Here is a 22,620-nt window from a genome sequence, read left to right on the forward strand (position 1 = left end):
CGGCGGAGGGAAGCCAGGAGGGGTAGCCCGGCGCGGACCGCCCCCGGACAATGGCGCGCATGGAGTTCGCCGTGTTCGTGACGCTGCCGGGGCTGGTCATTCTGCTCACCGTGGTCGCCTTCGCCGACCAGATCCTGCGCATGACCGGGCGCGGCCGGCGGACGGGGCAGGTCTCGTCGACCGGCTTCGAGCAGCTGCACGCCACGTTTTCGCAGGGCAAGCAGAACGAGCTCAAGGAGCGGCAGAGCGCCCTCGTCCTGCGCGACGACGAGGAGGACGGCGCCCCGCCGAACCGCTCGACGGTGGATCTGGCGGGCGGACGCGCGGTCATCCGCACCCGCGCGCGGACGTAGCCGGGGGGCGGGCTGCGGCGAGTTATCCACAGGCTGCGGACGTGGGCGACGGAATGTCCGCCGATCGGAGCATGATGGGGGGCATGACCGAGAGCAACGAGATGATCAACGACATCCCCGCCTGGGAGCAGCGGTTCCGGGCCCCCCGTGTCTCCCTGCCCGAGTGGGCCGAGGAGGCGCCCGATCGTTCGCTGTTCGTTTCCAACGCGACGGGGACGTACGAGCTGTACGCCTGGGACCGGGCGACCGGTGTCCAGCGGCAGGTCACGGACCGGCCGAACGGGACGACGGACGGCACGCTGTCGCCTGACGGGCGATGGATCTGGTGGTTCTCGGACAAGGACGGGGACGAGTTCGGGGTCTGGATGCGCCAGCCCTTCGAGGGCGGCGCGGACGAGCCCGCGGTGCCCGGGCTCGCGCCCTCGTATCCGGCCGGGCTCGCGATCGGCCGTGAGGGCACGGTGGTCGTCGGCCGCTCGACGGACGAGGAGGGCTCGACGATCCATCTCGTACGGGGCGGGGCGGCGCCCGTCGAGATCTACCGGCACCCGGAGTCGGCCGGGGTGGGCGACCTCTCGCACGACGGTTCGCTGCTCGTGATCGAGCACACCGAGCACGGCGACGCGATGCACGAGGCCCTGCGGGTGCTGCGCACCGAGGACTCCTCGGTGGTGGCCGAGCTGGACGACTCCAAGGGCGGCACGAAGGAGCTGGGGCTCTCCGTGCTCGGCTTCGCGCCGGTGGACGGGGACACCCGGCTGCTCGTCGGACACCAGCGGCGCGGCCGCTGGGAGCCGATGCTGTGGGACGTGGCGACGGGCCGGGAGACCGACCTCCGCCTCGACCTGCCGGGCGACGTGGCGGCGGAGTGGTACGTCGACGGCACGGGCCTGCTGATCGTCCACAGCTTCGAGGCGCGCAGCGAGCTGTGGCGCTACGACATCGCGACAGGTGCCCTGGCGCGGGTGGAGACCCCGGCCGGTTCGGTGTCGGAGGCCACGGCCCGCCCCGACGGCGCCGTGGAGTACCTGTGGTCCTCGGCCGCGGAGCCGGCGAGCGTGCGCTCGACGTCCGGTGGGGTCGTCCTCGACCCGCCGGGCCCGAAGGCGCCCGGTTCGATTCCGGTGGAGGACGTGTGGGTGGAGGGCCCGGGCGGCCGGATCCACGCGCTCGTGCAGCGGCCGGCCGAGGGCGAGGGGCCGTTCCCGACGGTCTTCGAGGTGCACGGCGGTCCCACCTGGCACGACAGCGACGCCTTCGCCTCGGGCCCGGCGGCCTGGCTCGACCACGGGTACGCGGTGGTCCGGGTCAACTACCGCGGCTCGACCGGTTACGGCCGGGAGTGGACGGACGCGCTCAAGCACCGCGTCGGCCTGATCGAGCTGGAGGACATCGCCGCGGTCCGTGAGTGGGCCGTCGCCTCGGGGCTCGCCGACCCGGCCAAGCTGGTGCTGTCCGGTGGCTCGTGGGGCGGGTATCTGACGCTCCTCGGGCTCGGCACGCAGCCGGGGGCCTGGTCGGTGGGGCTCGCCGCCGTCCCGGTCGCCGACTACGTGACGGCGTACGCGGACGAGATGGAGGCCCTGAAGGCGCTGGACCGGACGCTCTTCGGCGGCTCGCCCGAGGACGTGCCGGACCGGTTCGAGGCCTCGTCCCCGCTGACGTATGTGGACCGGGTCACGGCCCCGGTGTACATCTCGGCGGGCGTCAACGACCCGCGCTGCCCGATCCGCCAGATCGACAACTACGTGGACCGGCTGGTCGCCCGGGACGCGGTCCACGAGGTGTACCGGTACGACGCGGGGCACGGCTCCCTGGTGGTGGAGGAGCGGATCAAGCAGGTCCGCCAGGAGCTCGCCTTCGCCGCGCGTCACCTGGGGACCCGGCCGGTCGGGGGGTGAGGCGGCTGCGTACCGTGGAGGGGTGTACCGGTTCCTGAGAACGCCCCGTTGGTGGGGGATCAACGTCTTCGTCCTGCTGGCGATCCCGTTCTGCCTGTTCATGGGGACGTGGCAGATGGGCAAGTTCGAGGACCGCGTCGACTCCCACCAGGAGGCGGAGCGGGCCCCCGACCCGGGCACGCTGAAGACCGAGCCGCTGGCCGCGCTGCTGCCCGTGGACAAGGAGACGTCGGGCCGGCACGCGCAGGTGAGCGGGCGGTACGACCGGCAGTTCCTGGTGCCGGACCGTGAGCTGGACGGCCGCGCGGGCTCGTACGTCCTGACGCTGCTGAAGACGGACGGCGGCAAGTCCCTGCCGGTGGTACGGGGCTGGCTGCCGGTCGGCGCGAAGGCGCCGGCCCCGCCGTCGGGCGAGGTCACCGTGGTCGGCGCGCTCCAGGCCTCGGAGACCACGGGCACGAAGGGGGTCCGCGCGGCCGGCGGTCTCCCCGAGGGCCAGCTCGCCATGATCAGCGCGGGGTCGCTGGTGAACGTGGTCCCCGACGAGGTCTTCGACGCGTGGGTCACGCTCACCGACTCCCCCGCCGGGCTGACCCCCGTCCCGGCGGCGGCCGCGGCGGGCACGTCGCTGGACCTGAAGGCGTTCCAGAACCTCGGCTACACCGCGGAGTGGTTCGTCTTCGCCGGCTTCGTCGTCTTCATGTGGTTCCGCCTGCTGCGCCGCGAGGCGGAGGCCCAGCGCGACGAGGCGCTGGGGCTCTAGACACCCCGCTGGGGATCGCCGGCGTTCTGAGGACCGCCGGCGTTCTGAGGACCGTCGGCGTTCTGAGGGCCGGCGGCGTTCCAGAGACCGCCGGCGCCCCAGGGACCACCGGCGTCGAGGCGGCCCGGCGTCGGCATCAGGACGCGTCCAGGACGCCCGTGCGGTAGATGGTGCCGGCGCACGCGTTCGGGATCGTGGTGGCCGCCTGGGGGGCGCCCGGGTCGGCGGTGTGGCTGATCGCGACGCTGCCGTCGGCGGGCGTCCCGTCCATGACGAGCTGCGGGGCCGTGCCGTCGACCACTTCGCCGTTGCCGGTCGAGCCCGAGGCCCCCGTCGACGTACCGTCGCCGGCGTCCTTCGTCGGGGACGGGGTCGGATCCGGGGTGGGAGTCGGCGTCGGGTCCGGGCCGGGGCCGGGGTCCGGGGTGCCCGTGGTGGGGCAGGTCGCCGCCGGGACCCAGGCGAACTTCACCTCGTACGCGTTGTCCGGCTTCAGGAGCAGCGTGGGCGACTCCTGGGAGGGGTCGGGCAGTCCGCTCGCCGCGTCCCCGGCCGTGTGCGAGACGACCGTGATCTTGGACGGGTCGGCCGCGCCGAGCGCCTGGAAGCCGACCGTGCCGTCGCCGCCGACCACGCACTCCTTGCCGGAGACGTTGGAGATGCGGAAGGTGCCGTAGACCTTCCCCTGGGCGTCGGGGCCGCCCGCCTGCGCCGAGCCGACGGCCAACTGCCCTGCCGCGCAGACCGGCAGGGAGCCCGCCGGGGAGCTCGAACCGGAGCCCGTGGCGCCGTTGGCGGCGTCCTCCGTCTGGCCCCCGCCGGCGGAGGCGCCCTGGCTCGGAGCCGCGGTGCCGCTCGGCTTGCCGGCGCCCTGCCCGCCGCCCTCGACGCCGGTCTCGGAGCCGGTGCCGCCCTGGGCCTGTTCGCCGTGGCCGGCGTTGACGGCCTGGTCGGCGGTGATGCCGCCGGAGCCGGCGACGTGCACGAGGGCGGGCACGGCCGTGCCGATCAGCACGGCGGCCGCGGCGAAGCCGACGACGGCCTGGCGCTTGCGGGTGCGCCGCGCGGGGACGGCCCGGCGCAGGTGGTCGAGGGCGCCGTCGGAGGGCTGGAGGTCGCCCACGGCGCCCTGCAGCAGCCGCCGCAGCGCCAGTTCGTCCCCGTCGAAGAGGTCGTCGTGGCCGTCGGCCCGCTCGTTGTCCGGCCGGTCGTTCACAATCCTGTGTCCCATGTCGTCGCGTTCACCGTCGGGCAGTCCGCTCGTACCACCGGAACTCGTACCACCGGAGCCCGTGCCGCCGGAGCTCGTACCGCCGAGACCTGTACCGCCAGGGTCCGTGCCGCCGAACCCCGTACCGCCGGGATCCGTGCCACCGGAGCCCGTACCGCGAGGATCCGTGCCGCCGGGGCTCATGCCGTCGCCTCCATCGCGACGCGCAGCGCCGCGATGCCACGCGAGCCGTACGCCTTCACCGACCCCAGGGATATCCCGAGGGTCTCGGCCACCTGGGCCTCCGTCATGTCCGCGAAGTATCGCAGGACAAGCACCTCGCGCTGCCGCCGCTGGAGTCCACGCATCGCCTTGATGAGGGCGTCGCGCTCCAGTTGGTCGTACGCGCCCTCCTCCGCGCTCGCCATGTCCGGCATCGGCTTGGACAGCAGCTTGAGCCCGAGGATGCGGCGGCGCAGGGCCGAGCGCGAGAGGTTGACGACCGTCTGGCGCAGATAGGCCAGGGTCTTCTCAGGGTCCCGGACCCGTTTGCGCGCGGAGTGGACGCGGATGAACGCCTCCTGGACGACGTCCTCGCAGGAGGCCGTGTCGTCGAGGAGCAGCGCGGCGAGACCCAACAGCGAGCGGTAGTGCGCTCGGTAGGTCTCGGTCAGGTGATCGACGGAGGTGCCCGCGGACACGATGCCTTCAGCGCTCTCGCGGGGCGCGGGTATGCCGGACACACCGGCCGCCCTGGTCCCCGCGGGCATGGGGGCGATCACCGGCATGCCGCCGGTCGCCGGACGCGGCCGCCGGAGCGGGCGCACCACAGGGACGCCGCTGCCCAAGGCGCTGCCCAAGCCGCCGCCCACAGCGCTGCCCAAGCCGCTGCCGGCGCGTGCCGGAACCGTGAACGTGCCGCGGAGCGGGACGACCGCCGCGATATCGAGTACCTCTGCCACGCCTGTTGGACACGCTTCCCCCCGTCAGGGTTGTACGAGTACGCCACCGTTCTTGACGGTGCACCTATTGCCCTCATGCGTACTCGTTCATCCCCAATGCCCCGTTTTCACAGCCCGTACTGCGACACACCAAAGACACACCACCTGGGTGCGCAAAGAGACGTCCCCCACCCAACTCTCGGTTGCGGCAAGGGTGAAGAGCATCGTCGGACATGGCGTCACCCCAGTTCAAGGGGCATCTGGAGCCGACTTGCTCACAGGTCGTTCACAGATCCTACAAAAGTGAACGATCAGCCGTCGCCGATTTCCGGACGCTCCGGACTCTCGGGGCGAATGATCGACTCCGCGATCTGTACGGCGTTCAGCGCCGCGCCCTTGCGGAGGTTGTCGCCGCAGACGAAGAACTCGAGCGTCCGCTCGTCGTCCATCGACCGGCGCACCCGCCCCACCCAGACCGGGTCCGTGCCCACGACGTCGGCCGGCGTGGGGAAGGCGCCCGAGGCCGGATCGTCGAAGAGGACCACGCCCGGCGAGGTCGCCAGGATCTCGTGCGCCCGCTCGACGCTCACCGGCTGCTCGAACCGCGCGTGCACGGAGATCGAGTGCGCGGTCACCACCGGGACGCGGACGCAGGTCGCGGCGACGGGCAGCCCGGGAAGGTCCAGGATCTTGCGGGTCTCGGCGCGCAGCGCCAGCTCCTCGGAGGACCAGCCGTCCGCCGAGAGCTCCCCCGACCAGGGCACCACGTTGAGCGCGACGGGACCGGCGAACGGCCCGGTGTCGTCGCCGACGGCCCGCCGGACGTCTCCGGGGTGCGTGCCGAGCTCGGTCCCTGCCACCAGCGAGAGCTGCGCGCGCAGCGCGGCGACGCCCGCCTGCCCGCCCCCGCTCGCGGCCTGCTGGGCGGTCACCACCAGCTCGCCCAGCCCGAATTCGGCGTGCAGCGCGCCCACGGCGACGATCAGCGGCAGCGTGGAGCAGCCGGGGCTCGCGACGATGCCCCGGGGCCGTACCCGTACGGCGTGCGGATTGATCTCGGGGACCACCAGCGGCACGTCCGGGTCGGCCCGGAACGCCGCCGAGGTGTCCACGACCACCGCGCCCTTGGCGGCGGCGATCGGCGCCCAGCGCGCCACGATGTCCTCGGGCACCAGGAAGAGGGCGAGGTCGACGCCCTGCAGTGCCTCCTCGCTCAGCGCGAGGACCTCGGTCTCCTCCCCGCGTACGGCCAACTTGGCGCCGGCCGAACGCGGAGAGGCGACGAGTCGGATCTCGCCCCAGACGTCCGCGTGCTGCGTGAGCATCTGGAGCATGACCGCACCGACGGCTCCGGTCGCACCGACGACCGCGAGCGTCGGTTTACGGGTCATCGGCCGGTGCCTCCATAGACGACGGCCTCGTCGGAGTCGCTGTCCAGACCGAAGGCGGTGTGCACGGCGCGCACGGCCTCGTTGACGTCGTCGGCGCGGGTGACGACCGAGATACGGATCTCCGAGGTGGAGATCAGCTCGATGTTCACCCCGGCGTCGGAGAGCGCCCGGAAGAAGTCGGCCGTGACGCCCGGGTTCGTCTTCATGCCCGCGCCGACCAGGGAGATCTTGCCGATCTGGTCGTCGTAGCGCAGCGAGTCGAAGCCGATGACGTTCTTCGTCCGCTCCAGGGCGTCGATGGCCTTGCGGCCCTCGGCCTTGGGGAGGGTGAAGGAGATGTCCGTCAGACCGGTCGACGCGGCCGACACGTTCTGGACGATCATGTCGATGTTGATCTCGGCGTCCGCGATGGCACGGAAGATGGCCGCGGCCTCGCCCGGCTTGTCCGGCACGCCGACGACGGTGATCTTCGCCTCGGAGGTGTCGTGGGCGACGCCCGAGATGATGGCCTGCTCCACCTTGCGGTCCCCTTGCGGCTCGTTGCTGACCCAGGTTCCCTGCAGCCCCGAGAAGGACGAGCGGACGTGGATCGGGATGTTGTAACGACGTGCGTACTCGACGCAGCGGTGCAGCAGCACCTTGGAGCCGGAGGCGGCGAGCTCCAGCATGTCCTCGAAGGAGATCCAGTCGATCTTCTTCGCCTTCTTCACCACACGCGGGTCGGCCGTGAAGACGCCGTCGACGTCGGTGTAGATCTCACAGACCTCGGCGTCGAGCGCGGCGGCCAGCGCGACGGCGGTCGTGTCCGAGCCGCCGCGGCCGAGCGTGGTGATGTCCTTCTTGTCCTGGGACACACCCTGGAAGCCCGCGACGATGGCGATGTTGCCCTCGTCGAGGGCGGTACGGATCCGGCCCGGCGTGACATCGATGATGCGCGCTTTGTTGTGGACCGAGTCGGTGATGACACCGGCCTGGCTGCCCGTGAACGACTGGGCCTCGTGACCCAGGTTTTTGATCGCCATGGCCAGCAGGGCCATGGAGATCCGCTCTCCGGCGGTCAGCAGCATGTCGAACTCACGCCCGGCCGGCATCGGGGATACCTGCTCGGCGAGATCGATCAACTCGTCCGTCGTGTCGCCCATCGCGGAGACCACGACGACCACCTGGTGGCCGTTCTTCTTGGCTTCCACGATTCGCTTGGCGACGCGCTTGATGCCTTCGGCATCGGCAACGGAGGAGCCTCCGTACTTCTGCACGACAAGGCCCACGTGCGCTCCTCGATCAGTCTTAGCCGCAGTCATTACTGCGGTCGGCTCAGTTTAACGAGCGGCCCGGGATCGCCGACCGCATATCGCATCCTGAGATGTCCCGCTCAGGACGTGATCACGTCGGGAGGACCCGGGCCGCCCGTGGGGGACCGCATGCCCGCCGGGCGCGGCGGTACGCGGAGGTGTGCCCTGTCTCACACGAGCCGCCGGCCTCCGGCACCGTCACCACCACGGACTCCCAGGTGGGCGTACGTGATGCAGGTGGACAGTGAAGGGATGCTCGTCCCCGAGCCCCCGTACGGAGTCGGCGACCACGGCGTCGAACTCCTCAGCCGCCCTCTCGACCTCCCCCACGGCCTCGTACAGCCGGACCAGGTTCAGCCGGGAGGTCAGCGTCTCCGGGTGGTCCGGACCGAGCAGCCGCCCGCGCTCGCCCAGCGTCCGCTCGTGCAGGGCGATCGCCTGCTCCAGGCGCCCGGCGTCCTGGTAGGCGACGCCCAGGTTGCTCCGCACCCGCAGGGTGTCCCGGTGGTCGGGGCCGAGCAGCCCTTCGAGCCCGGCGAGCGCGCGCTCCAGCAGGGCCACCGCGCCGTCCTTGTCGCCCATCTGGCGCCAGGTGACCGCGAGCCTGCCGCGGGCCATGTGCGTCTCCGCGCGGTCCTCGCCGAGGACCCGCTCCAGGTCGGCGACGACCCGCGCCTGGAGGTCGGCCGACTCCCACAGCTCGCCCTCGATGGCCCAGCACTCGGCGATGCCCTGGCGGCTGGCGACGGTGTCCGGGTGGTCCGCGCCGAGCACGCGCTCCCGGCATTCGACGGCCCGGTCGAACCAGTGCACCGCTCGCAGCAGGTCGCTGTGCTCCACCAGGAACCAGGCCGCCCGGTCCACGAGCGCGGCCGTACGCGCGGTGTCGGCCGCCGGGTCGACCTGCGCGAGGTACGTCTCCACGTGCGGGAACAGCTCGCGCCACGCGCCCCACTCCGCCGCGCCCGCGACACCCCGGGGCACGGCCTCGGTGAGCGTCTCCTCCGCGAGGGCGCGGGCCGCGTCGATGTCCTCGGCCCGCCGGTGCGGATCGTGTGCGTCCGCCGTGCGCGCGACGGACTGCACGAGCCGGTGTACGGAGACGGCGCCGTCGTCGTGCACCGTCACCATGCTGTGCGCGGCGAGCCGCCCGACCGCGCGGCGCACGACGGGCGTGGGCCCGAGCCGGTCGAGCAGCTGCCGGGGGATCCGGTCGGGCCCCCACCAGGCGAGGACCCGCAGCAGGGTCCCAGTGAGCGGATCGGCGGCCACGAGCCGGTCCAGGGTGAGCCGCCAGGTCCGTGCGACGGCCTCCTGCCCGTCGCCGGGGTACCGGCGGAGCTGGTCGAGGTACTCGGCGGGCGTCGTGCGCGTCTCGCCGCAGTAGGCGGCGGCCTGGGCCACGGCGAGCGGCAGGTGCCCGAGCGTGGCGCAGACCGTCTCCACGTGGCGGCCGTCCCCGGGCCCGAGACCGCTGACGGCCTGCGCGTACATGGTGTACATCGCGTACGACTCGTCCGGGTCGAGCACGGTCAGGTCCAGGACCTCGGCGAGACCGTGCCAGCCGGCCGCGTGCCGGGTCGTGATCAGGACCCGGCCGCGTCCGGCGAGCCGGGAGAGCAGGTCCTCGACGTCGGCGGCCTCGGTGACGTTGTCGAGCACGAGCAGCCACCCGTCGTGCGTGGCCAGCCACTGCAACGCCCGCTGCCGCAGGGCCTCTTGCGGGAGTACGTCGATCAGTGCGGGCTGCATGGCCCCGGCGAGGGCGGCGAGCCCGGTGTCGAGGTCGGCGCGGCTCTCGGCGGTGATCCACCAGGTGGGGTGGTGGCCCCTCCGGTCCGCCCAGCGGGCGGCGAGCGACGACTTCCCGATGCCACCGAGTCCGCGGACGACGGCGAAGCGGTGATCCGGGGTGCCTGGGGTGCTTGCGGTGCCCAAGTGGACGTCCAGCCACCGCAGTTCCCGCTCACGCCCGACGAACCGCACGGCCTTGCGCGGGATCTTGGACAGCCCGTCCGGACAGACGGCGGGCGCGAGTGCCTCCGGCGGGAGCAGGATCGCGCGCTCGACCTGGGTGACGTAGTCCCCGGTCACGACCCGCCCGATGTTCCCCGCGGCCGCGACGGCCCGGTCCCCGGCGGCCTCGACGCGGGGCTCGCGGGGGCGTTCAGCGCGCGCGGGGTGCTCGGTGCCGGTCACGCGTCGCCCGTCGACACGCTCCCGATGTCACCCCCGGCGGCGACGGAACGATCACCGGACGCGGTGACGGGCCCTTGGGCGGGCGGCGGGGTGGGCGTGGGGTTGGGGGTGGGCGTGGGGTTCGGTGCGGGGGCGGGTACAGGTGCGGGGGTCGTACCGCTGCCCGTGGCCACGGACCCGATGTTGCCGCCCGCGGCTACGGAGCCGGCGCCCGAGGCGGTGACGCTGGGCGCGGGCGGCGGGGCGGCTGCGCCCCGGCCGAACTGCCCCCAGAGGGTGAGCCCGATGCCCACGGCGGCGAGAACGGCCCCGGTGACGCTGGCGATCTGGTCGGCCTTGCCGAGGTCGGCGAGGGCGACGGCGATCAGCGCACCGATCCCGACGACACCGACGCCAACGCCGGTCCACAGGAGTGCCTTTGACCGCATGCGCGGCTGCGGCTGCGTTGTCATGCGTCCATGATTGCAGCGCGGAAAGATAGCCGCGCCGGCCTATGCCATCGTTCGCCGGACCAACTGCGTCAGCTCGCCTTCCCCGAACACCCGCAGGCAATCCTCCAACAACGTAGCTCGTAGGGCACGGGCACGCTCCGTCTGGCCGTCCACAAGGAGCACTTGGATAGCTGTCAGGCGCAAGAGGTGGATACGCGCGTCATGAGTGCCGAATCGGTGTCGGGACTCCTCGATGACTTCCTCCGCGAGGGCCAGAGCGCGCTCCGTCTCTCCTCGGGTAGACAGCATCCAGATCAGGTCGCGTTTGATCATGGCGCACAGGTCTGGATTCTCCGGCTCGGCTCGCACGGCCGCATCGACGAGATCCTCGAGTTCAGCCACTTCGATGCTCTCGCCGGATCTGGTGCCGAGCAACGCGTACCGTGACTGGATCGTCTGCGGGTGCGTCGGCCCCAGGAAGCGATGGCACTCCGCGATGTTCTCCGAAAGCAGTTCCTCCGCTCGCTTCGGCTCTTGCTTCCACAGGGCGAGGGCCAGGTGCTCACGAGTCGCCAGGGTGGTCGTGTTCTCCCGTCCGAGGGTCCGGAGCCTGACCGCAAGAGCCTGCGTCAGCAGCTCGACGGCCCGGGTTCCCCCGTCGAGGAAGCGCGCATGTATAGCCAGGTTCTCCGCCGCGAGCAGCGTCTCCGGATGGTCGGGTCCGAGTATCCGGCTCTTGGAGTGCACCGCCCGCTCGCCGAGTGGCAGGGCCCGGCTGGGGGCCACATGCGCCCCGAAGATCGCACTGGCGATCAAGAACAGAAGGGCATCCATCTCCGTGTCTTCAACAGGGTCGGCGTATCCGGCAAGCGCCTCGGCGTGGACGGCGACCTGCCCTCGCGCTCTGTCGGCCACGAGGAGTTCCACTCCTCGGCACAGCAGATCCGAGGCTAGTCGACGTGCCGTCGCTGCCGCTTCCCCCTGATCCGCCCGGGCCACCGCCTGCACCAGACGGTGGACGGACAGCTCCTCCTCCCGCACCGTGATCATGCTGTGCGCGGCCAGCCGCCGTACCGCCTCGACTACCTCCAGGGGTGTCCCCAGCGGCTCCAGGAGCCCCCGTTGAATCCCCTCGGGCGCCCACCAGGCGATAACCCGGAGCACGACGACGGCCAGCGGGGTGTCCCCCAGTCGATCCAACGTCACCTGCCACACCCGCGCCAGCGTCCGCGCCGCCTCGCCGCCCTCCGCCGTCGCCGCGAACATCTCGGCGGGGTACTCCCCCAGCAGCTCCAGGTACGTACGCGGGGTGATGCCGGCCTCCGCGCAGTACGCCGCCGCCTGCTTCAGCGCAAGCGGCAGGTAGCCCAACTCCGCGCAGAGCGCGTCGAGTCCGTCGTCGGCCTCACAGACACCCCGGAAGAGCTCCGCCGCTTCCTCCGGACCCAGGACCTCCAGCGCCACCGTCCGCCCGATGTCCTGCCAGCCCGACGCCCGCCTCGACGTCACCAGGATCCGGCCGCCCGTCGCCCGGGCAAGAAGCGGGCGCAGGTCCGACGGGTCCGAGACGTTGTCCAGGACCAGGAGCCAGCCCTCATGGGTCGCCAGCCACTGCAACGCCCGCTCCCGCAGGGCGTCCTCGGGCAGGACGCCCACCACCGACGGCTGCATGGCCCGCGCCAGCTCCGCCAGGCCCGCGTCGAGTTCGGCCGGGGTCTCGGCCGTGATCCACCAGACCACCTGGTGGTCGGCCACCCGGTCCGCCGCCCACCGGGCCGCCAGCGTCGACTTGCCGATGCCGCCGAGGCCGCAGAGGACCTGGATGCCTGTTCCGCCGTCGAGGAGGGCCAGTTCGCGCGTTCTGCCGACGAACAGCTTCGTCCGCTCAGGGAGATGGACCAATCCGGACGCGGTCAGCGTCAACGCCTCCGCCGGCAGCAGCGTCGCGCGCTCCACCTGCGTCACGAAGTCGCCCGTGTTGACCCGCTCGATCGCCCCGCCCGCCGCCACCGACCGCGCGCCGGACGCCTCCGCTCCCCCCGTCATCGGCCCTGGGCGTTACTTCTTCAGGCCGAGCCCCAACGGCCCCGCGATCTCCTCCGCCATCACGCGACCCGCCTCCTCCGCCAGGTCGTCCTCCGCCAGGTCCTCGTCCGTGTCCAGGCCGTCGAGGGCGGCCAGGGGCTGGTCGAGGCGGACGTGGGCCACCAGGGACTGGAGGGCGCGGAGGGTCGCCGAGGCGGTGGGGCCCCAGTTGGAGAAGTACGAGAACTGCCACCACCACAGCGCCTCGCTCGTGCGGCCCGCGCGGTAGTGGGCCAGGCCGTGGCGGAGGTCGGTGACGATGTCGGCCAGGTTGTCGGAGATCCGGGCCGGTACGGGGGCCTTGCGGGGCTCGTACGGGTCGAAGACCTCGGAGAAGACGTCCACCGGTTCCAGCATCACCGCGAAGCGCTCGCGCAGGTCGTCCACGTCCGGCTCCGGGCCCGTGTCGGGCTCGTAGCGCTCGTCCGGGAGGATGTCCTCGTGCGCGCCGAGCCGGCCGCCCGCGAGCAGCAGCTGCGAGATCTCCAGGAGCAGGAAGGGCACCGCGCTGTCGGGCTCGTCGCCCTTGGCCACTTCCGTGGTCGCCACGATGAAGGACTCGATCGAGTCGGCGATCTGGACCGCGAAGTCGTCCGGGTCCTGCGTGATCGCGTGCAGTGTGGCGTCAGACATCGCGGGTGCCTCCTTGGAGCGCGGGCGCGGGCGCGCGGACCTGTCGGTCATACATCTAGCAGTCGCCGCCCCTCGAAGGCACGACCCAGGGTCACCTCGTCGGCGTACTCCAGGTCCCCGCCGACCGGCAGGCCGCTCGCCAGGCGCGTGACCTTCAGGCCCATGGGCTTGATCATCCGCGCCAGGTACGTCGCGGTGGCCTCGCCCTCCAGGTTCGGGTCGGTCGCCAGGATCAGCTCGGTGATCGAACCGTCCGCGAGCCGCGCGAGCAGCTCCCGGATGCGCAGGTCGTCCGGGCCGACGCCCTCGATCGGGCTGATCGCGCCGCCGAGCACGTGGTAACGGCCGCGGAACTCACGGGTCCGCTCGATCGCCACGACGTCCTTGGGCTCCTCGACCGCGCAGATGACCGTCTGGTCCCGGCGCGGGTCGCGGCAGATGTTGCACTGCTCCTGCTGTGCCACGTTGCCGCAGACCGCGCAGAACCTGACCTTGTCCTTGACCTCCAGGAGCGCGTGCGCGAGACGGCGTACGTCGGTCGGCTCCGCCTGGAGGATGTGGAAGGCGATCCGCTGGGCGCTCTTGGGACCGACGCCGGGCAGCCTGCCCAGTTCGTCGATGAGGTCCTGAACCACGCCTTCGTACAACGGAACGCCCTTCTCAGAAGTGCTTGTTTCTTACGGTAGTGGCTGCCGGGGCACCTTAGAAGCCCAGGCCGCGAAGCAGCTCCGAAGTAACTCAGCAGTAGCTCGGAAGCGGCCCGGAAGCGCCTCAGAAACCCAGGCCCGGCATTCCGCCCAGGCCCTGCGCCAGCGGGCCCAGCTTGTCCTGCTGGAGCTGCTGCGCGTTGTCGTTCGCGGCCTTGACGGCGGCGACGACCAGGTCGGCCAGGGTCTCGGTGTCCTCGGGGTCGACCGCCTTGGGGTCGATCACCAGGCCGCGCAGCTCGCCGGAGCCCGTGACCGTCGCCTTCACCAGGCCGCCGCCCGCCTGGCCCTCGACCTCGGTCGCGGCGAGCTCCTCCTGGGCGCGCGCGAGGTCCTGCTGCATCTGCTGGGCCTGCTGGAGGAGCTGCTGCATGTTGGGCTGGCCACCACCGGGAATCACGGTCACTCCTGGCATTTCGCCGGTATCCGGAGGACACCGGGACGACTGATGTTCGGTATGCCGAGCCTACGTGGTCCATGCCCGGCCTGCCGCCACAACTCTTTCGAGTGAGAAACTGCGTGCTCCTCTACCTGATCAAGACCCTCTTGCGGGCGGAAATCCCGGGATTCCGGGCCCACAGCCCACCATTCGGCGGTAGGAAGGGCAGGCACCACGTGCACCGCACGTCACAGAGCGACACGAGCGCTGAGCTGAACAGAGGAGTGCCCCGGTGAGCCAGCAGCCGGAGATGCCGCCGCAGCCGCCGCCCGGGCAGCCGGGTCAGCCGGGACAGCCCGGGCGGTCCTCCGCGCGCCGCGATCTGACCGGGACGCCCTTCCCTCTCGGCGACTGGGGCGAGCCCGCGGAGCGTCTGGACGAGCTGTACCGCTGGGTCGAGTCGAACGCGCTGCGCACCGCCGAGTGGTACCTCTCCGACCGGGTCTGGAAGCGCCGCTGCGCCCGGGCCCTGCGCATAGGTACGGCTCTGGGCGTCATCGCGGGCGCCGCGCTGCCGCTGCTCGACCTGACCGACGTCGCGGACGGCGCGGCCGGCTGGGGGTACCTCTCCCTGCTGCTCGGCGCCGCCTGCATGGCCTGCGACCGGTACTTCGGCCTCACCTCGGGCTGGATAAGGGACGTGGCGACCGCCCAGGCGGTGCAGCGCCGACTCCAGGCCCTGCAGTTCGACTGGGCGTCGGAGAGCGTACGGGAGGTCCTCGGGCCCACCGAGGGCACCGCGAGCGAGGCGGCCGATCGCTGCCTGGGCGTGCTGCGCCGGTTCTCGGAGGACGTCACCGAGCTCGTACGGGCGGAGACGGCGGACTGGATGGTCGAGTTCCGCTCGGGCCCCGCGCCGCTGGCCCTGCAGTCGGTCGGCGTCGGCACGCCCCGCCCCGAGGGCGGGCATCCGTCGTCCCGCTTCCCGCTCCCGCCGGGCACCCGGCCGAACATGCCCCGGCAGCGCCCGCCCGAGCCCCGCTGACCCTCATAACGAGATACGCGATACGAGATACGAGAAGAGGGCGCTCCCCTGGTCGGAAGCGCCCTCTTCTCGTCGTCTCGGCTCGGGCGTCTCAGCTCAGGATGATCATCGAGCCCTGGCCGAGGCTCCGGGTCGCCGCCGCGTGCAGCCCCAGCCACACGTGGCGCTCGCGCGCGAACGGACTGTCGTCGTACGCGATCGGCCTGGCCGGCTCCTCCAGGGAGGTCGGCCGTTCCGGCGGCAGCGGCGGGGCCGGCGGGTTGGCCGGGTCGATCCCGATTGCGGGCGCGACGAACTCCAGCTCCCGCAGCAGCCCGTGCGAGGAGCCCAGCGGGCCGCCGCCCTCCAGGAGCTCGTCGGTGGAGATCGGGGCCGGGAAGTCGACGGGGACGTACGCCCCGGCGTGGTCGTAGTGCCAGACGAGGTGGGACTGCTGCGCGGCCGACTCGAACATCTCCAGGAGCTGTTCGTAGTCCCCGCCGAGCTCGCCGACCGGCTCGACGGGCAGCCCGCACAGGTGCAGCAGGTAGGCGCGGCGCAGGAAGTGCAGGGCGTCGTAGTCGAACCCGGCGATGGGCGCGACGTCGCCGGAGAGCCCCGGCATGTAGGCGTACACGGGGACGGTCGGCAGACCGGACGCGGTCAGGGCCGTGTCGTAGGCGGCGATCTCTTCGGCGAAGGGATTGTCGGGGCTGTGGCACAGCACGTCCACCAGCGGGACCAGCCACAGGTCACAGGCCAAGGGAGGCTCGCTCTCCGTCAGTTGCAGGGACGGCCAGGGTAATCGGCGCGGTCCGCGTCGCACACCCGGTAGGGCCTGCTCCTCACCTGCCCCTCGACACACCGCCCGACACCCCCACCGGGCGGCGCGATCAGCCGGTTCGCGTCTCCAGGCGGTCCGCCCACTCCAGCGACTGCAGGTTGTACGCGCGCATGACCTCGGCCGCCGCGGTCGCGTCGCCGAGGGTCAGCGCGTCGACGAGGTCCACGTGCCCGCTCCACAGCCAGCCGAGGAAGTCCCGGTCGGAGCGCAGGTACGGCACGGAGAAGACCCAGGCCTGGACGCGCAGCCGGTGCAGGAAGTCGGCGATGTAGTCGTTGGCGGAGACGAGCCGGGCCAGCTCGCGCCAGTAGCGGATGTCGTAGCCGATGAGGATGTCGAGGTCGCCGGCGCGGGCCGCGCGGGCCGCCGCCTCGCCCCGGCGCCGTATGGAGACGAGCGCGACCCCGCGCGAGACGTCGGGGCCCGGCGGGTGGGCGACGGGGTCGTGGCGGCGGAAGATGCCGTCCACGACGAGCATGCGGGCCTCGACCATGCCCCGGTAGTCGGCGATCGTGAACTGGTGCACGCGGAAGCCGCGGTGCTGGTCGGAGTCGAGGAGGCCCTGCGCGGAGAGGTCGACGAGCGCCTCGCGGACCGGGGTCGCGGAGACGCCGTACTGCTCGGCGATCTGCTTGACGGTGAACTCCTCGCCCGGCTGCAGACGGCCGGCGAGCACTTCGTCACGGAGCGCGTCCGCGATCTGCTGCCGCAGGGTGTTGCGGGTGACAGCTCCGCTCGCGGGCATGTTGGTCGGCCCCCCTCCGTCCGGCTTCGGGACACCCTAGACCAGACGGAGGGTTGGGCTCCGTGACGCTTATTACCCTTACGGGATACTTGCGCGCGTTACGCGGTGTGCTCGTCGGCCACGGAGAGCGCCGCGTCGAGGGCGGCGAGGCCCTCCTTGGCCTCCGCCTCGGAGACGTTGCAGGCGGGCACGGCGTGGGTGCGGTTCATGTTGATGAAGGGCCACAGGCCGTGCTTCTTGGCCTCCGCGCCGAAGGCCGCCATCGGGGCGTTGGCCTCGCCCGTCGCGTTGTACGGGACGAGCGGCTCGCGGGTCTCCTTGTTCTTGACCAGGTCGAGCGCCCAGAACGTACCCATGCCGCGGACCTCGCCGACGGACGGGTGGCGCTCCGCGAGGTCGCGCAGGCCCGGGCCGAGGACGGTCTCGCCGATGCGGGCGGAGTGCTCGACGACCTTCTCGTCCTCCATGACCTGGATGGTCGCGACGGCGGCGGCGCAGGCGAGCGGGTGGCCGGAGTAGGTCAGTCCGCCCGGGTAGGGCCGCTTGTCGAAGGTCGCGGCGATCCGCTGACTGATCGCGACACCGCCGAGCGGGACGTAGCCCGAGTTCACGCCCTTGGCGAAGGTGATCAGGTCGGGCACGACGTCGAAGTGCTCAGCGGCGAACCACTTGCCGGTGCGGCCGAAGCCCGCCATGACCTCGTCGAGGACGAAGACGATGCCGTACTTGTCGCAGATCGCGCGGACGCCCGCGAGGTAGCCGGGCGGCGGGGTCATGATGCCGGCGGTGCCGGGGACGGTCTCCAGGATGATCGCGGCGATCGTGCCCGGGCCCTCGAAGGCGATGGTGTCCTCGAGGTGCGCGAGGGCGCGCTCGCACTCCTGCGCCTCGGTCTCGGCGTAGAACGGCGAGCGGTAGAGGAACGGCGCCCAGAAGCGCACGACGCCCGCGGAGCCGGTGTCGGAGGCCCAGCGGCGCGGGTCGCCGGTCAGGTTGATCGCGGTGGAGGTGGCGCCGTGGTACGAGCGGAAGGCGGAGAGCACCTTGTGGCGGCCGGTGTGCAGCCGGGCCATCCGTACGGCGTTCTCGACGGCTTCGGCGCCGCCGTTGGTGAAGAAGATCTTGTCCAGGTCGCCGGGGGTGCGCTCGGCGATGAGGCGTGCGGCCTCGGAGCGTACGTCGATGGCGAAGGCGGGCGCGAAGGTGGTGAGCTTCGCGGCCTGCTCCTGGATGGCGGCGACCACGCGGGGGTGCTGGTAGCCGATGTTGGTGTAGACGAGGCCGCTGGTGAAGTCGAGGTAGCGGTTGCCGTCGTAGTCCCAGAAGTACGAACCCTCGGCGCCGGCGACGGCGAGCGGGTCGATCAGGCCCTGGGCGGACCAGGAGTGGAACACGTGCGCGCGGTCTGCGGCCTTCACGGCCGCGCCGGCCTGGGGGTCGGGTTCGACATGAGGGGTCATATGCCCAGGGTAAGGACGCGCAGGTCGGAGCGGCCATGACCATCTTGTCCATCGAGACCGGGGCGGACCAGACAGGTTGTTGTGGGGTGCGTCCGCCCATGTCCCGCACGGACGGATGGACTATTGACAGCATCCTGTCATCATGACAGTCTTCTGTCATCAGCAGAACGGCACCGACCACCGCAGGAGGCCCGCTATGCCCCGCACCGTCCACCTCGCCGTCTACGACACCCTCGCCGACTGGGAGACGGGTCACGCCACCGCCTGGCTCGCCCGCTCCGGCTTCACGGTCACGACCGTCGGGACCGTCGCCGACAAGCCCGTCGCCACCGTCGCCGGGACGCGGATCCTGCCCGACCTCGCGCTCGAAGACCTCCGCCCCGAGGACAGCGCGATGCTGATCCTCCCGGGGGCCGACCTCTGGGACGCGGGCGACGACCTGGCCCCCTTCGCGGCCGCCGCGCGCCGCTTCCTCGACGCGGGCGTCCCCGTCGCCGCCATCTGCGGCGCCACCGCCGGCCTGGCCCGCGAGGGCCTCCTCGACGACCGCGCGCACACCAGCGCCGTCTCGTTCTACCTGGCCGCGACCGGGTACCGGGGCGGCGAGCACTACGTCGACGCGGACGCGGTCACCGACGGCGACCTGATCACCGCCGGGCCGACCGAGCCGGTGGCCTTCGCCCGCGAGGTGCTCGGGAAGCTCGGCGCCTTCGAGGGCGCCCAGCTGGACGCCTGGTACCGGCTCTTCCACGACTCGGACCCGGCGGCCTACGAGGAGCTGAACGCGTGAGCCGCGAGCAGCAGGACGCCCTGTCCCGTACGGCCCTCGGCGTCTTCCGGCTGAACGGCCAGTTCCTCGCCGTCTCCGAGAAGCTGGCCGAGCCCGCCGGCCTGACCGCCGCCTGGTGGCAGGTCCTGGGCGCCGTGCTGCCCGAGCCGCTGCCGGTCGCCGGGATCGCCCGCGCCATGGGCATCACCCGGCAGAGCGTCCAGCGGATCGCGGACCTGCTGGTGGAGCGCGGCCTCGCGGCGTACGAGCCGAACCCGGCCCACCGCCGCGCCAAGCTCCTCACCCCGACCACCGAGGGCCGCGCCGCGATCGGCCGCATCGACCCGGGCCACGCGGAGCTTGCGGCCCGCCTGACGAGCGAGCTGGGCGGCCTGGAGGCCTTCGAGGAGACCGTACGGGTGCTGGAACGGCTCTCCAGGGCCCTGGACGCGCTGGAGGAGGCCCCGTAAAGGCCCCCTCTCCAGGCCCTCCAAGCCCTAGGCGCGCCGAGGCCGCCTCGGGGTCCCCCCGCCCGCTTGGGGCTGCCCCTGCCCCTGTCCCGCCAGGATGTCGGCGAACACGATCACGGCCGCGCTCTCTCCGTACTTCTCCGACTTCTCCTGCCGGAAATCGCCGCTCCGCACGAGGATCTTCCTGATGTGGATCTTGGTGCCGATCGGGAAGGTCATCTCCTCCTCGGACTTGTTGTTCTTGCCGAGTTCCCTTCCCTGGTGCTGATCCGGCAGGCCGAACTCCCAGACGATCTCCTTGCCGGCCACGTACGTGTGGGTCAGCGGATCGCCGTACGTGGTCGACAGGATCGCCGGCCATTCGATCGTCTGGTCGATCGAGACGTAGCCACCGTCCGGGTGGCTCTCCTGCTGCTTCAGGACGCCGCCGAACGACTCGTACATGTACTTGCTGTCGCCCCGCACCACGTTGCCGTCCTCGTTCGCGCCAGGCGTCGCGAAGTCGTCCCACACGCCGTTGATCCGGGCGAAGATGTCGAAGGTGTCGGCGAGGTGTTTCGCGTCCCAGCTCTCCGTGGCCTGCTCGTCCGCGTAGCCCCGTGCCATGGCCACGCTGCGCCACGCGTCGAGCACCTCGCTCTCCTTCGACTTGTACGAGAAGCCGGGGGCGGCGATCTCGGCGGGAGTGAAGCCGACCTGCCCGAAGGCCGCCAGCAGCGGGTTGATCCGGCGGTAGTCGGCGCTGAGGTAGTTCTCGCCGAGGTCGAGGTCCTTCTGCTTCTGCTTGGCGGCGAGGACCTCCGGGTCCAGCTCCTGTGCGCGGGCGGCGTCGTACTCCGCGCGGGACGCCTCACGGTTCTCGACCGTTCCCCATGACTTGTCCTTCGTGGACGCCCTGGGCTTCTTGCCGTCCGCGCCCTCGGAGATCAGATAGGACCCGAAGCCGAAACTGAGGATCGTCTGCCCCTCGACGTCCCCGTTGTCCGTGTGCTTGACGACCTGAGTCCCCTTCGCGAGGCCCGCCGCCAGGGTGCGCTGCACGGGCGCCTCCGCCGCACCGGCGGTCTCCGGAGCGGCCGAACGCTGCACGTCGGCGGAGGCCTGGGGTGCCGGACGGCTCATCACCGCGTGGGCGTTGGCCTCGGCCTCGCGCTCGAAGCGGTCGGAAGGGTCGGAGACCGCAAGGCCGTTGCCGTTGTCGGTACCGCTGACCGGGCCCTGGCGCTGCTGGATGACGTGGGTGAGCTCGTGGGCGAGGGTGTGCGCGTCGCCGCCGCCGTCGCCGATGACGACGTGGTTGCCGGAGGTGTAGGCCCGGGCGCCGACCTCGGCGGCGGAGGCCTTCGCGGCGCCGCCGGTGTGGAGGCGTACGTCGGAGAAGTCGGCGCCGAGACGTGACTCCATGTCCGTACGGGTGGCGTTGTCCAGGGGCCGGCCGGGGCCGCGCAGCACGTCATGGACGGCCGACCGCTGGACGGCGGGGCCCGCGGAGCGCTGGACCGCAGGGCCCTCGACCTCGTCGTGGCCGCAGCCCTCGCCGTGCCGGTGCTCCTCCTGGTCGAGGCCATGACCGGCCCGGCGGAGCATCTGGACCACCGCCGCGTTGCCCACGGTGCCCTGCAGCCCGAGGAGTTCGGACCGTGACTGCCCGGCCTCGGCGGGCGCCTGCCTCGCCCCCCGGCCGTGCTTGGCCCCGGTGGCTTCCTCGTTCTCCCGCTCGCGCATCGGGCTCCGCCCCTCCTGGGATCGTCGGCAACCTCCCACTCAACCCGACGGCCACACCGTCGCGAAAGGTACTTGAGGGCAGACGTCGGGGGCCCGACGACGGTGCCCCGCAGCACTTCCGTGCAGGCACTCCGTCCACAGGTACGGACGGATGACAACGATTCCCGGGGCCCTCCGCCGAGGGTCCCGGGAATCGTCATGGCTGTGGAGCGGTGGGTCAGCAGTACAGGTTCGCGCCCGTCGGTACGCCCAGGATCTGGGCGAACTGCTGGTACTTGGTGACCCGGCTCTGGACCTGCGCCGGGTTCTTGCCGTCGCACTCCAGGGCGCCGTTGATCGAGCGGATCGTCTGGCCGAAGCCCGCTCCGTTGACCATGGCGTTGTGGCCGGTCATCGTGCCGGGGCCGTTCTGGGTGTTCCAGTACCAGAGGCCGGTCTTCCAGGCGACGGCCGCGTCGCGCTCGACGCGGTACGGGTCGTTGAGGAGGTTGATGCCGAGGGCGTCACCCGCGGCCTTGTAGTTGAAGTTCCACGAGAGCTGGATCGGGCCGCGGCCGTAGTACGCGGCCTGGCCTGCGGGGCAGCCGTAGGGCTGGCCGCTGTCGCAGTAGTGCGGGTAGTTGGCCGTGTTCTGCTCCACGATGTGGACCAGGCCGCCGGTCTCGTGGTGGACGTTGGCGAGGAAGGCGGCCGCCTCCTGCCTCTTGGTCGTGTCGCCGCCCGTGTTGGCGAACGCGGGGTAGGCGCTCAGGGCGGCGGTGAGGCCGCTGTACGTGTAGAAGGAGTTCCGGCTCGGGAACATCTGGTTGAACTGGGCCTCGGTGACGACGAATCCGGACGACGGCGGCGGGGTCGTGGGCGGGGTGGTGGGCCCGCCTGCGCAAGTGCCCTGGTCGGCCCAGACGCCCCACTCGCCGGTCGTGCCGGGAGTCTCGTTCTGGGTCCACCACTTGGCCTGCCAGTTGCGGCCGTTGTGCGAGGCGGCCATCCCGCCCGTATAGACGCTGGATGAGTTCCACGCGGCCGCGCAGGCGGCGGACGCGCCGGCCGAGGCGGCCGTGGGGATGAGGATGGCAAGCCCAACTGCCGTACAGAAGCCGACGATCAGAGATATGAGACGGCGCATGCTCGTCCTTCCGGGTGGGGGAAGGCCAGCGAAGCGGCTTTGGTCTGGACCTGTCAAGGTCTAGACCAACACTCATCACAGTGACAGTTCGGGGTGTCAGCTCCCGTGCGCCGCACACGTCGAAGGCGCCGGACACCACTCGGTGCCCGGCGCCTCGCGCGTACCGCCTCTG

21 protein-coding genes are annotated in these 22,620 nt (G+C 71.8%); 6 read left to right on the forward strand and 15 right to left on the reverse strand.

What is annotated here, in order from left to right:
* The first annotated feature begins 59 nt into the window (after positions 1–59).
* From ACFWRO_RS00705 to ACFWRO_RS00715, 3 genes are all read left to right on the forward strand, one after another.
* A complete protein-coding gene (locus ACFWRO_RS00705) occupies positions 60–353 on the forward strand; it encodes a DUF6191 domain-containing protein (protein WP_362005913.1) in 294 nt (97 codons plus the stop codon).
* An 83-nt stretch (positions 354–436) separates the two neighbouring features.
* Positions 437–2,254, forward strand: coding sequence for a S9 family peptidase (locus ACFWRO_RS00710; protein WP_384503000.1), 1,818 nt, complete (start codon positions 437–439; stop codon positions 2,252–2,254).
* A 22-nt stretch (positions 2,255–2,276) separates the two neighbouring features.
* Positions 2,277–3,017: an SURF1 family protein gene (locus ACFWRO_RS00715; RefSeq protein ID WP_384503002.1), complete on the forward strand. Its 741-nt coding sequence runs from the start codon at positions 2,277–2,279 to the stop codon at positions 3,015–3,017.
* 136 nt (positions 3,018–3,153) lie between these two features.
* Here the strand turns inward: ACFWRO_RS00715 and ACFWRO_RS00720 are convergent, their stop codons facing one another.
* The 10 genes from ACFWRO_RS00720 to ACFWRO_RS00765 form a co-directional block, all read right to left on the reverse strand.
* Positions 3,154–4,248 (reverse strand): hypothetical protein, encoded by a 1,095-nt coding sequence (locus ACFWRO_RS00720; RefSeq protein ID WP_384503004.1) that lies wholly within the window; start codon positions 4,246–4,248, stop codon positions 3,154–3,156.
* 179 nt (positions 4,249–4,427) lie between these two features.
* Positions 4,428–5,189, reverse strand: coding sequence for a SigE family RNA polymerase sigma factor (locus tag ACFWRO_RS00725; protein WP_384503006.1), 762 nt, complete (start codon positions 5,187–5,189; stop codon positions 4,428–4,430).
* Positions 5,190–5,479: 290 nt separating this feature from the next.
* Positions 5,480–6,559, reverse strand: coding sequence for an aspartate-semialdehyde dehydrogenase (locus ACFWRO_RS00730; RefSeq protein WP_384503007.1), 1,080 nt, complete (start codon positions 6,557–6,559; stop codon positions 5,480–5,482).
* A complete protein-coding gene (locus ACFWRO_RS00735) occupies positions 6,556–7,827 on the reverse strand; it encodes an aspartate kinase (RefSeq protein ID WP_362005903.1) in 1,272 nt (423 codons plus the stop codon). The genes ACFWRO_RS00730 and ACFWRO_RS00735 overlap by 4 nt, the downstream gene beginning before the upstream one ends.
* Before the next feature lie 222 nt (positions 7,828–8,049).
* Entirely contained in the window at positions 8,050–10,050 is a 2,001-nt protein-coding gene (locus ACFWRO_RS00740) for a tetratricopeptide repeat protein (protein WP_384503010.1), read from the reverse strand.
* Positions 10,047–10,502: a hypothetical protein gene (locus tag ACFWRO_RS00745; RefSeq protein WP_384503011.1), complete on the reverse strand. Its 456-nt coding sequence runs from the start codon at positions 10,500–10,502 to the stop codon at positions 10,047–10,049. The genes ACFWRO_RS00740 and ACFWRO_RS00745 overlap by 4 nt, the downstream gene beginning before the upstream one ends.
* 39 nt (positions 10,503–10,541) lie before the next feature.
* Positions 10,542–12,491, reverse strand: coding sequence for an NB-ARC domain-containing protein (locus ACFWRO_RS00750; RefSeq protein WP_384503012.1), 1,950 nt, complete (start codon positions 12,489–12,491; stop codon positions 10,542–10,544).
* Between the two features lie 48 nt (positions 12,492–12,539).
* Complete coding sequence (locus tag ACFWRO_RS00755) at positions 12,540–13,199, reverse strand: DUF5063 domain-containing protein (protein ID WP_384503014.1); 660 nt, start codon at positions 13,197–13,199, stop codon at positions 12,540–12,542.
* A gap of 47 nt (positions 13,200–13,246) precedes the next feature.
* Complete coding sequence (gene recR, locus ACFWRO_RS00760) at positions 13,247–13,846, reverse strand: recombination mediator RecR (RefSeq protein WP_384503015.1); 600 nt, start codon at positions 13,844–13,846, stop codon at positions 13,247–13,249.
* Positions 13,847–13,970: 124 nt separating this feature from the next.
* Positions 13,971–14,306, reverse strand: coding sequence for a YbaB/EbfC family nucleoid-associated protein (locus ACFWRO_RS00765; protein ID WP_384503697.1), 336 nt, complete (start codon positions 14,304–14,306; stop codon positions 13,971–13,973).
* A gap of 289 nt (positions 14,307–14,595) precedes the next feature.
* Here ACFWRO_RS00765 and ACFWRO_RS00770 point away from each other — a divergent pair, with 289 nt between their 5' ends.
* Positions 14,596–15,330 (forward strand): SLATT domain-containing protein, encoded by a 735-nt coding sequence (locus ACFWRO_RS00770; protein ID WP_384503699.1) that lies wholly within the window; start codon positions 14,596–14,598, stop codon positions 15,328–15,330.
* Positions 15,331–15,421: 91 nt separating this feature from the next.
* On the opposite strand, the gene ACFWRO_RS00775 is transcribed toward ACFWRO_RS00770, so the two are convergent.
* From ACFWRO_RS00775 to ACFWRO_RS00785, 3 genes are all read right to left on the reverse strand, one after another.
* Positions 15,422–16,072: a hypothetical protein gene (locus tag ACFWRO_RS00775; RefSeq protein WP_384503017.1), complete on the reverse strand. Its 651-nt coding sequence runs from the start codon at positions 16,070–16,072 to the stop codon at positions 15,422–15,424.
* Positions 16,073–16,202: 130 nt separating this feature from the next.
* Positions 16,203–16,898 carry a GntR family transcriptional regulator gene (locus ACFWRO_RS00780; protein ID WP_384503018.1) on the reverse strand — a complete coding sequence of 232 codons (696 nt, stop codon included), beginning with the start codon at positions 16,896–16,898 and terminating at the stop codon, positions 16,203–16,205.
* A gap of 98 nt (positions 16,899–16,996) precedes the next feature.
* On the reverse strand, positions 16,997–18,358 hold the full coding sequence (locus tag ACFWRO_RS00785) for an aspartate aminotransferase family protein (protein WP_384503020.1): 1,362 nt from the start codon (positions 18,356–18,358) through the stop codon (positions 16,997–16,999).
* A gap of 196 nt (positions 18,359–18,554) precedes the next feature.
* Between ACFWRO_RS00785 and ACFWRO_RS00790 the strand changes: the two genes are divergently transcribed.
* Positions 18,555–19,148: a DJ-1/PfpI family protein gene (locus ACFWRO_RS00790; protein ID WP_384503021.1), complete on the forward strand. Its 594-nt coding sequence runs from the start codon at positions 18,555–18,557 to the stop codon at positions 19,146–19,148.
* A complete protein-coding gene (locus ACFWRO_RS00795; RefSeq protein WP_384503023.1) occupies positions 19,145–19,597 on the forward strand; it encodes a MarR family winged helix-turn-helix transcriptional regulator in 453 nt (150 codons plus the stop codon). Before ACFWRO_RS00790 ends, ACFWRO_RS00795 begins: the two co-directional genes overlap by 4 nt.
* 27 nt (positions 19,598–19,624) lie before the next feature.
* On the opposite strand, the gene ACFWRO_RS00800 is transcribed toward ACFWRO_RS00795, so the two are convergent.
* Positions 19,625–21,322, reverse strand: a complete 1,698-nt coding sequence (locus tag ACFWRO_RS00800) for a DUF4157 domain-containing protein (protein ID WP_384503025.1) — start codon at positions 21,320–21,322, stop codon at positions 19,625–19,627.
* A gap of 217 nt (positions 21,323–21,539) precedes the next feature.
* Positions 21,540–22,448, reverse strand: coding sequence for a glycoside hydrolase family 19 protein (locus tag ACFWRO_RS00805; RefSeq protein ID WP_384503027.1), 909 nt, complete (start codon positions 22,446–22,448; stop codon positions 21,540–21,542).
* Between the last annotated feature and the right edge of the window lie 172 nt (positions 22,449–22,620).

The organism is Streptomyces sp. NPDC058579 (assembly GCF_042718575.1).
Taxonomy (GTDB): Bacteria; Actinomycetota; Actinomycetes; order Streptomycetales; family Streptomycetaceae; genus Streptomyces.

What these genes read in the sequence shown, in the direction of transcription:
- ACFWRO_RS00705 (WP_362005913.1), top strand. Translation starts at nt 60, where the DNA reads ATGGAGTTCGCCGTGTTCGTGACGCTGCCGGGGCTGGTCATTCTGCTC.
- ACFWRO_RS00710 (WP_384503000.1), top strand. Translation starts at nt 437, where the DNA reads ATGACCGAGAGCAACGAGATGATCAACGACATCCCCGCCTGGGAGCAG.
- ACFWRO_RS00720 (WP_384503004.1), bottom strand. Translation starts at nt 4,248, where the DNA reads ATGGGACACAGGATTGTGAACGACCGGCCGGACAACGAGCGGGCCGAC.
- ACFWRO_RS00730 (WP_384503007.1), bottom strand. Translation starts at nt 6,559, where the DNA reads ATGACCCGTAAACCGACGCTCGCGGTCGTCGGTGCGACCGGAGCCGTC.
- ACFWRO_RS00745 (WP_384503011.1), bottom strand. Translation starts at nt 10,502, where the DNA reads ATGACAACGCAGCCGCAGCCGCGCATGCGGTCAAAGGCACTCCTGTGG.
- ACFWRO_RS00755 (WP_384503014.1), bottom strand. Translation starts at nt 13,199, where the DNA reads ATGTCTGACGCCACACTGCACGCGATCACGCAGGACCCGGACGACTTC.
- ACFWRO_RS00770 (WP_384503699.1), top strand. Translation starts at nt 14,596, where the DNA reads ATGCCGCCGCAGCCGCCGCCCGGGCAGCCGGGTCAGCCGGGACAGCCC.
- ACFWRO_RS00780 (WP_384503018.1), bottom strand. Translation starts at nt 16,898, where the DNA reads ATGCCCGCGAGCGGAGCTGTCACCCGCAACACCCTGCGGCAGCAGATC.
- ACFWRO_RS00785 (WP_384503020.1), bottom strand. Translation starts at nt 18,358, where the DNA reads ATGACCCCTCATGTCGAACCCGACCCCCAGGCCGGCGCGGCCGTGAAG.
- ACFWRO_RS00790 (WP_384503021.1), top strand. Translation starts at nt 18,555, where the DNA reads ATGCCCCGCACCGTCCACCTCGCCGTCTACGACACCCTCGCCGACTGG.
- ACFWRO_RS00800 (WP_384503025.1), bottom strand. Translation starts at nt 21,322, where the DNA reads ATGCGCGAGCGGGAGAACGAGGAAGCCACCGGGGCCAAGCACGGCCGG.
- ACFWRO_RS00805 (WP_384503027.1), bottom strand. Translation starts at nt 22,448, where the DNA reads ATGCGCCGTCTCATATCTCTGATCGTCGGCTTCTGTACGGCAGTTGGG.